Source organism: Paenibacillus baimaensis (assembly GCF_025567575.1).
Map to the genome: position 1 here is coordinate 1 of NZ_JAOQIO010000053.1, position 7,929 is coordinate 7,929.

General features: G+C 40.2%; 11 protein-coding genes. 10 read left to right on the plus strand and 1 reads right to left on the minus strand.

Annotated features, from left to right (window positions below):
* From OB236_RS15305 to OB236_RS15345, 9 genes are all read left to right on the plus strand, one after another.
* Positions 1–244: tyrosine-type recombinase/integrase (locus tag OB236_RS15305; RefSeq protein ID WP_262684769.1), on the plus strand; the 244-nt coding region annotated here is incomplete at its 5' end.
* Positions 225–674, plus strand: a complete 450-nt coding sequence (locus OB236_RS15310; RefSeq protein WP_262684770.1) for a GNAT family N-acetyltransferase — start codon at positions 225–227, stop codon at positions 672–674. The genes OB236_RS15305 and OB236_RS15310, both read left to right, overlap by 20 nt.
* A 149-nt stretch (positions 675–823) precedes the next feature.
* Positions 824–1,078, plus strand: coding sequence for a hypothetical protein (locus OB236_RS15315; RefSeq protein ID WP_262684771.1), 255 nt, complete (start codon positions 824–826; stop codon positions 1,076–1,078).
* A gap of 88 nt (positions 1,079–1,166) precedes the next feature.
* The gene (locus OB236_RS15320; protein ID WP_262684772.1) at positions 1,167–1,418 is read left to right on the plus strand and encodes a hypothetical protein; all 252 of its coding nucleotides are present in this window, start codon (positions 1,167–1,169) and stop codon (positions 1,416–1,418) included.
* Between the two features lie 464 nt (positions 1,419–1,882).
* Entirely contained in the window at positions 1,883–2,314 is a 432-nt protein-coding gene (locus OB236_RS15325; RefSeq protein WP_262684779.1) for an SMI1/KNR4 family protein, read from the plus strand.
* A gap of 282 nt (positions 2,315–2,596) precedes the next feature.
* Complete coding sequence (locus OB236_RS15330) at positions 2,597–2,989, plus strand: hypothetical protein (protein WP_262684773.1); 393 nt, start codon at positions 2,597–2,599, stop codon at positions 2,987–2,989.
* Between the two features lie 206 nt (positions 2,990–3,195).
* The gene (locus OB236_RS15335; protein ID WP_262684774.1) at positions 3,196–3,639 is read left to right on the plus strand and encodes a HEAT repeat domain-containing protein; all 444 of its coding nucleotides are present in this window, start codon (positions 3,196–3,198) and stop codon (positions 3,637–3,639) included.
* 232 nt (positions 3,640–3,871) lie between these two features.
* A complete protein-coding gene (locus OB236_RS15340; protein WP_262684775.1) occupies positions 3,872–4,441 on the plus strand; it encodes a dihydrofolate reductase family protein in 570 nt (189 codons plus the stop codon).
* A 183-nt stretch (positions 4,442–4,624) separates the two neighbouring features.
* On the plus strand, positions 4,625–5,185 hold the full coding sequence (locus OB236_RS15345; protein ID WP_262684776.1) for a hypothetical protein: 561 nt from the start codon (positions 4,625–4,627) through the stop codon (positions 5,183–5,185).
* Positions 5,186–5,434: 249 nt separating this feature from the next.
* Here OB236_RS15345 and OB236_RS15350 read toward each other — a convergent pair whose 3' ends face one another.
* Positions 5,435–7,108 (minus strand): YobA family protein, encoded by a 1,674-nt coding sequence (locus OB236_RS15350; protein WP_262684777.1) that lies wholly within the window; start codon positions 7,106–7,108, stop codon positions 5,435–5,437.
* 158 nt (positions 7,109–7,266) lie between these two features.
* On the opposite strand from OB236_RS15350, the gene OB236_RS15355 reads away from it, so the two are divergent.
* Positions 7,267–7,824 carry a class I SAM-dependent methyltransferase gene (locus OB236_RS15355; protein ID WP_262684778.1) on the plus strand — a complete coding sequence of 186 codons (558 nt, stop codon included), beginning with the start codon at positions 7,267–7,269 and terminating at the stop codon, positions 7,822–7,824.
* Positions 7,825–7,929: the final 105 nt, after the last annotated feature.

A 7,929-nucleotide genomic window follows, 5' to 3' on the forward strand; every position in this document is an offset into this window, starting at 1 on the left:
ATTCCGTCACACCTATGCCTGTCAATTGCTCGATAACGGTGCACCACTAGAATTTATACAAGGCATGCTTGGACATGAAAAAGCTTCTACTACACAGATATATGCTCAGCTGCGAGGAGAGCGTAGAGGTTTTAAGAATTTTCTGTCCTCGGGCAGATTTGTTCAGCCCACGACCCATATTGTGGTAATATTGTTATTGATCTTTCTCACAGGAGGTGCTCTCTATGAATCAGATAACGGTTAGAAAAGCAAAAATTGATGATGTAACAGGGCTTTCCGAATTGTTCATTGATTTTATTGGTAAAGAGTCTAATTTAACTGCTATGAAATATCAGGTTGAAATAATATCTCATGATCCTAACTATTACGTTGCAGTTGCTTGTGATGGAAATCGAGTCATCGGTACATCGATGGGGATAGTTTGCTACGATTTGGTTGGCAATTGTAATCCATTTATGTTGGTTGAGAACGTAGTTGTTTCACCTGAATTTCAAGGTCAGGGTGTAGGGAAGCTGCTAATGCAAACTCTTGAAGATTTTGGACAAAAGAACCAGTGCAACTATGTCATGCTGGTATCAGGAAGCAACCGTGAATCAGCATACAAGTTTTACGAATCAATTGGTTATTCCATTGACCAAAGAGGTTTCAAAAAACGTTTGATGAAGCAAATATAATCCAGTCAAGGAAGAGGCTGAGCTAACGGGTAACGACAGCGCAATGACCAGGAAGCAAACCGATTCCTTCGGAATACCACGAAGACCGATAACTATTATATGAGCAATGAAAGTAATTATAGATCGCGTTATTGTAGGAGGCGATTTTGGTGCAATGGCTGGCAGTGGCAGTGGGCATATTAGTTTTATTATTTAGTTTTATTATGACGTGGAAACGTGAGGGAATTATCCAAGCTATTCTGAATCTAATATGCTTCACAGGGTTCATGTTTGCTGTAATCAATCCTTTTACAAATACCTTCCACAGCACTTTGTTCATTCCTGCCTTGTCCATCGCAATTATTTCCAGTATTGTCTCGTTTTGTTTATGGTTGAGAGCCGAAAAACAAAAACGGGACACGTAGTTCATCACTCGAACTCCGTTCGGTTTCGATATTACGCTAACGGGAGAGATAATTAGAACATATAACCAATATCGAAGGTGATAAATAGGTGAATATAGATAAAGAGTTTCTAACCCAAGTAATTAATGACTGGGACCCTGTAGGTCTTTTAGCGGGAGGTGCTCCAGAAAACGAATATAGCATTGAAGTAAGAGAAATCTCTCAGAAATCCTCGTCGTGTAAGTCTGAAACAGACTTAGCGATACTTATTTACAGTGTGTTCAACGAAAAAATGGGGGTAAAATTAGATCAACTTGCTTGCTTAAAGCAGGCATTTAAAATAACTGAATACGGAAAATAAGTGCAACAAGCGATTAAGCTCCCATGAAAATTAAATCCGCGAAAAACCTCAAAAAGACAATAATAAATCAGACCTAGCCGAATGTTTTTTTAAAAAGGCTGTGTCTGAGAAGAATTATGAAATTTAAGTAGAAAGACCTTTCAAGGCTGAAAATAAAAGTGAGGCTGTGCAGCAACCAGAGTAGGATTAATCTCCCATGAGTGCTTCCCAAAAGGGAGCGACAATCTGTGATGCACCGTGGTCGTTGGAGTCAGACTAACGGATGGGCTCTATGGCACCATAGTTCATCGACCTTCCTCTCCCAGCCATAGTAGCAGTATGGACGGATTCTAACCATTTTCATCATCTGTGGTGCAACGCTTGCGCTGCATGTATGACTAACGGGTACGATAGTATAGCAGAAGGACAATTACTATTAAGTAAAAGATTATTATGTAGTAAAAATTTCAGGAGGGTAACTAATGATGTGGAAGAATTACATCAGCACTATTTCATCCGAATACTATTTTAAAGATCCAGTATCCGATGCGGATCTGACATTAATAAAGAGAAAACTTAACGTTGAGTTGCCTGAAGATTTATTGCAATTATACAACGAAACAAACGGAGTATATGACGAATTTCATTGTCCTTTAATTTGGTCCATCGATCAAATCGTAGCAGATAACTTAAATTATAGATCTGAAGAGTATAAAGATATGTACATGCCTGTTGACCATTTATTATTTTTTTCTGATGCGGGGAACGGCGATTTATTCGGCTATGCTATAAGAAATGAGGTTATTCAAACAAATAGGATCTATGTTTGGAATCATGAAGATGATAGCCGAACTTTTATTGCCCCTTCGTTAAAATATTTTATTAAGGGTTGGATTACCGATGAAATTTCTGTTTAATTCAAGATGATGTTTATTTAGCTCCTAACGGAGAACGATAGCGTGGAGCTGCCAAAAGGACAGCTCCTTCTTGAAGTTCATTGAAGTAACGGGCAGTTTAGCGGAGTAAACAAGACGATCTACTGTTAAAAATAGAGGATTTTCATATCACCTCACCGAAAATGTATCTTTCTTAATTATAGTGGTGTGAACCGCATTATAGATGACAGAGTCAGGAAAAATAGCTAACGGCGAACAATTGTTATTATTCCAGCAGTAGTAATCTATCTAGGAGGTCTTCAAATGAGCTATGATTTGATGGTTTTCGAGCCATCTAAGGCGCCGAGGGATCGGAGGGCGTTTATGCAGTGGTATGATCAGGAAGTACAATGGTCGGAAAATCATGATTATAATGATCCTTTGGTCTGCTCCGAGGCGTTGCAGCGCTTATACCAAAAGCTGTCAGAGCATTTTCCTAATATGAATGTAGATGAAAAAGTCTTTGAAGCTATGGAGGAAGCTGGAACTGATAATCGGTTAACCGACTATTCGCTAGGCTCTGCCGTCATCTATGCGGCTTTCGCTTATTCTGTAACTGAGGATGCATATAATACAATGAGAAATTTGGCTATACAACTCAAGGTAGGATTTTTTGATGTTAGGAGCGAGGACGGCGAAATCATTTTCCCTGATTAAACAGGTTAATCCCATTAAACTACCATGAAAGAACGGACTAATTTTCATGCTCTGTGGTGCAACGTAGGGGATGCATGGGAGGCTAACGGGATACATTAGTTCAAACAACCAGGGAGCACATTGTCGCGGCAGCTATTCCCTTTTCCAGTGAAGTAACGGGAGTTTCATTTAATAGCAATTGTCATAATTATAAGGTGGCGGTCAAGTTGATAACGTATACTAAGAAGCATATGGAGATCGTTAATAGGGGTGTAGATGCAATCAGTGAAATCTTAAAAAGTGCTGATATTGATGAAAAAAGAAGTATATTATTTTGCTTAGATAAGTACCTAGACCCTTATTATGGATACAACTTGCCTTATTTTGATGAGATACTAGTTCTCTTAGAAAAACACCTATTTGAAAATCATGACAAGGAAGTAAAAGAAGATATTTTACAATTGCTTACTGATTATTCAAAAGATACATTAGATTATTTGGCAGAAAGAATCGAATCAATCGAGTTCGAACTGCTCGCAGATGCAATTTATGCTTTAGGCCTTACTTTTAATTTAAAGTATGTACCAATTTTTATCAGATATGAAAATGACGAACATCTTAATGTACGAAATGTAGCAAAAGAAGTATTGTTGGAGTTATCAAATCTTTAAGGTTGCGACTCGGAGACGATAGTAGAGGAGCTTGCCGCGCAGCAGCTCCTCTCTTGGTTTTATTATAGTAACTGGGCAGATTTGCTCAACATTGTTGTCTTCGAAGAAAATGCAGGTTTCCAGTTGACCCTTACGTAACGTAATGATTTATAGTGAACGTAAGAGCAGGACGAAACACGGGCCTACTGCCAAAAATCGAACAACTAAATTCGAAATGGGAGGAGAAGCAAACATGAGAAAACTCGTATTGTTCATGCATGTGTCGCTGGACGGGTATGCGTCGGATTCGAACGGAGGACTAGATTGGATTCCGTACAACGAGGAATTAGAGAAATACGCCGAGGAGGTCGTAGCCGAAGTCGGCTCTCCCGTATACGGACGCACGACGTATCGGATGATGGAGAGCTACTGGCCCACGGTGCTGGACAATCCGAATGCGTCGAGGCACGGTATGGAGCATGCCAAATGGCTGCAGGATGTTAAGAAGATAGTCATTTCCGGCTCGATGGACATTGTGGAATGGAACAATACGATGCTGATCAAGGACAATATCGCAGAGGAAATCAAGGCGCTCAAGGAGCAGCCTGGCAAAAATCTCGTTATCTTCGGCAGTCCGGGGGCGGCGAAGACGTTGCTTGCGCTCGGCCTGATCGACGAATTCCTGCTGACGATTTGTCCGGTCATCTTGGGCGGCGGAAAATCGGCATTTCACGGCGACGGCGAGAAAATCAAGCTCAAGCTGCTGTCCAGCCGAACGCTCAAGTCGGGCATTATCGCGACCCGCTATGAGTTGGAGAAATAGCCGTGCCGTACAAGGTGTTCCACTAACGGTTAACTATAACTTAATAAATAGCAAATACGCGGCTGCCGGCACTATTGGGCAGCCGCGTTAACATTTTCCATAGAATTTTTTTAAAAATATAATAATTCATCTGCTTTGCTGTCGTGGTAATATTTAACTAACCTATGAAAAGAAGTGATAGCTATGAAATTTTCAGATGAACAATTACAGCAGATAATTCAAGGTGAAATTATTGGAGATTTCTTTCCTTACTTAGGAGGGACCAATAAACAAGTAGTGTTTTACTTAAAAGAGCTAGTAGGAAGAATGGAAAGATCAAGGTTACTTAAGTTTGATGCCGATTTCCGATCATATGGCAGTGGGTATGCTTCATATGTAGATGTTTTTTGTTACAAGAAGGATGGAAGTTCTACTGAAAATAAACAAGGAACTCTTTGGATAGATGGTATTTCAATATATTTATGCAAGCACGCACCCGTAGCTATATTTGGGCCCAATAAAAAAACCAAAGGTAATCGAAATGGGAGCTATGGTACGCTAAGCCCATATTCTATAGGTGAAATCCCGTCAGGAATGTGGGATGAAGAATTGAAATTTATTAAGGAGAAGATTGCAGAGTATAAAATTGAATTTTTGACTAAGAGGGTCGTTAAGGAACAACTTTTATTTGAAACTGAAATTAGAACTATATTAAACAATGATGGGTATAAGGTATTCGACGCATTGTTTTACTGGGAAGATTAATGAAAAACAATACTGTCTTTTATACAAAAAAAGAAGCCACAAATTGTGGCTTGGTAAGGGATTCTAACGGGACAAGATAGCAGAGGAGCTTGCAGCGATGTGGCGCCTTTTTTGATTCTCATTGAAGTAATGGGCAGTTTTGGCGGAACAATACAGAAAGGAAATTTCTCTGATATATCGAATCAATAACAATCATGGTTCAGGAGCAGTTAAAATCAAATTGCTTATGAGTTGATTTGTCACGGTGAATTATTTCAACTTCTTGATGAATTCATCAAGATCGATAGTTAAAGAGGTTGGTCTGTAAGGAAGCTGCTGAAAGACCAGATTACCGGAATAAATTGCTTTCCTATCTGCTTGATATAACGACATGGTGTAAGTGTCATATTCCACCGGATACTGATCGGCTGCTTGCAGACGGATGTGTTGCATTCGTTTGAAAATAGCCTGAATGATTTGGGGATCTTGAATCATAATAGGCTTCCCCTCTTTAAGCTTTAATTCTATTTTATCGATGCGGGTCAAATCAAGATCAAGTATTATACTTAAAGGGATACCTTCTTCGCCTGGTTTGGCATCTTCAACAATTGCGATTTCATAGGCGATGGTTTGTCCGGGATAGCTCAATAAAGTAAATTTCGCTTTCCAAACCTCTACGGTCTGGCCAATCCTAAGGTCTTCCATGCTCAGTTGAAGTTCCTGCCCATATCTATGAATATTGGAATCATCGGGGAGCCTGATCCAATATGCTTCAGGAGTAGGATGTTCTTTACCGGACCATTTATTATAATTCACAACTAGCGCGCGTTTACCTGTATTATCGATGGATATGATTTTTCCGACAAGATCAGCCTTGTCCGAAAGGGTAAACGTCGTAATCGAAAGAGGAAAATAACCTCCAAGTGATTGGAAAACAGCGTTTTTAAGGGCTTCGACCTCTTCGTCGTTTAATTTCTCGCGGTGCTGGTAAAGTCTTCGGACTTCAAGCTTGGCGACATTGTTTTCGGTATGCATCGAAACAGGTTCGATAGAGAATCTGGAAAAAAGAGGCTCTAGCTCACGGCTGGAACGAAATTTTTCTTGGTAGAATGCAGCTGAAGGGGTAAGGGCTGCCGCTGAGTATTGATTCTCGTAATGCTCAATTGCTTTAGTCGGGGCAATCCATTTTTCCCCTAAATAGGTTAATATACGATACCATGATCGGCAGTGATCTGATTCAGATTGGGTACCCTCAGTGACTCCTTCGTTGCAAATGAAGAGCTGACCAAGAGTCGTTACCGTCTGGGGGGAAAGTTGCCCTACGTTACTTTCATCATCCGCAGGAAAATCGTATAGGCCCTCCATACCCATAAACGTGACTTCCAAATGGACTGGGTAATATTTCACTTTTATGACCGCAGGTCCGCTTCGCAACCATTTATCGCCATACCACGTCTTTACGAGATACCAGAATTCATCCGATGGATTCGTTGTGTCCCGCTCACTTCCGCCTGTTTCAATTACTTGAAGCGATTGGAATGCTGATATGACACCAGCTGGCTTGCTATCAGTGGACTGTTCGTCATAAACAGGTGTATCGACTAGCAATGTAAGCTTTCCCGGCTGTTCATTCCATCTCCCGCTTGCTAGAGCCTCTGAAGTGTACAACGTGTATATGGTTAAAGCAGCAATAAACACTCCCAACATAATTGTATAAGAATGCTTGAATGCTTTTGTTGTTGGTATAATTACCACCCCTTTCCATATGTTAGACACAAAATAGAGCAAAAAGTTGTTCGTAAGGAAGAGATTAGAGACGGATGCCTCAGCGGTCGTAGGACCACTGGTAGTCAGCGTATCTGTATAGCAAAATGATTTAAGGAAGCATCCGAATGAGAAGTTATCTGGCGATATAACTAAACTAACGGATAACGATAGTGCCATGCCGACAGGCTGCCAGGATCATTGGCAGCTTGCTCAACTATCTGGCAGTTTTCTTCAATAACAATTATCCATAGTAACCTAACAAAAATTCATTCATATCCTTATTTTCAAGCGTTACACTGTAATTAATTATGCGAAATTGGGATGGGGGTTTTTAGATGAAAGTTATAATTGGTGCAGGAAGAACAAACTATGATGGTTGGCTCAGTACACAAGAGTATGAGTTGAATTTACTTTCTTTGAAAAGTTGGAACACCTTATTTAAACCGGGGAGTATTGATGCACTGTTGGCTGAACACGTGTGGGAACACTTAACTTATGAGGAGGGGATTGTTGCTGCGAACCATTGTTATGAGTTTTTAAAACCAGGTGGGTACATTCGTTGTGCCGTTCCGGATAAAAATTTCAATAATGAACGGTACCAACAGATGGTTCAAGTCGGTGGTCCTGGTCCGGCGGACCATCCGGCGGCAACTCACAAAATAGTTTATGACGCAAAAAAATTCGTAGAAATATTTGAAAAAGCGGGGTTTGAAGTATCATTGTTGGAATATTGTGATGAAAAGGGAGATTTTCATTATACCTACTGGAACGAAGAGGATGGAAAGATAGGAAGATCCTTTCGATTTGATACAAGGAATTCTATTGAAGGACTTGGTATGGTTTCCATTATTGTAGACGCAAAAAGGCCATTGATAATAAAAAATAAGCTCTAAGCGTTTATCGTATTGTGAGAGGTAAGAGTTTCAACTAACTGGGAACGATAGTTAAATCTAGAATGGCTGCCGCGAGGCAGCCTTCGCTAAGCTAAAGGGAGATTA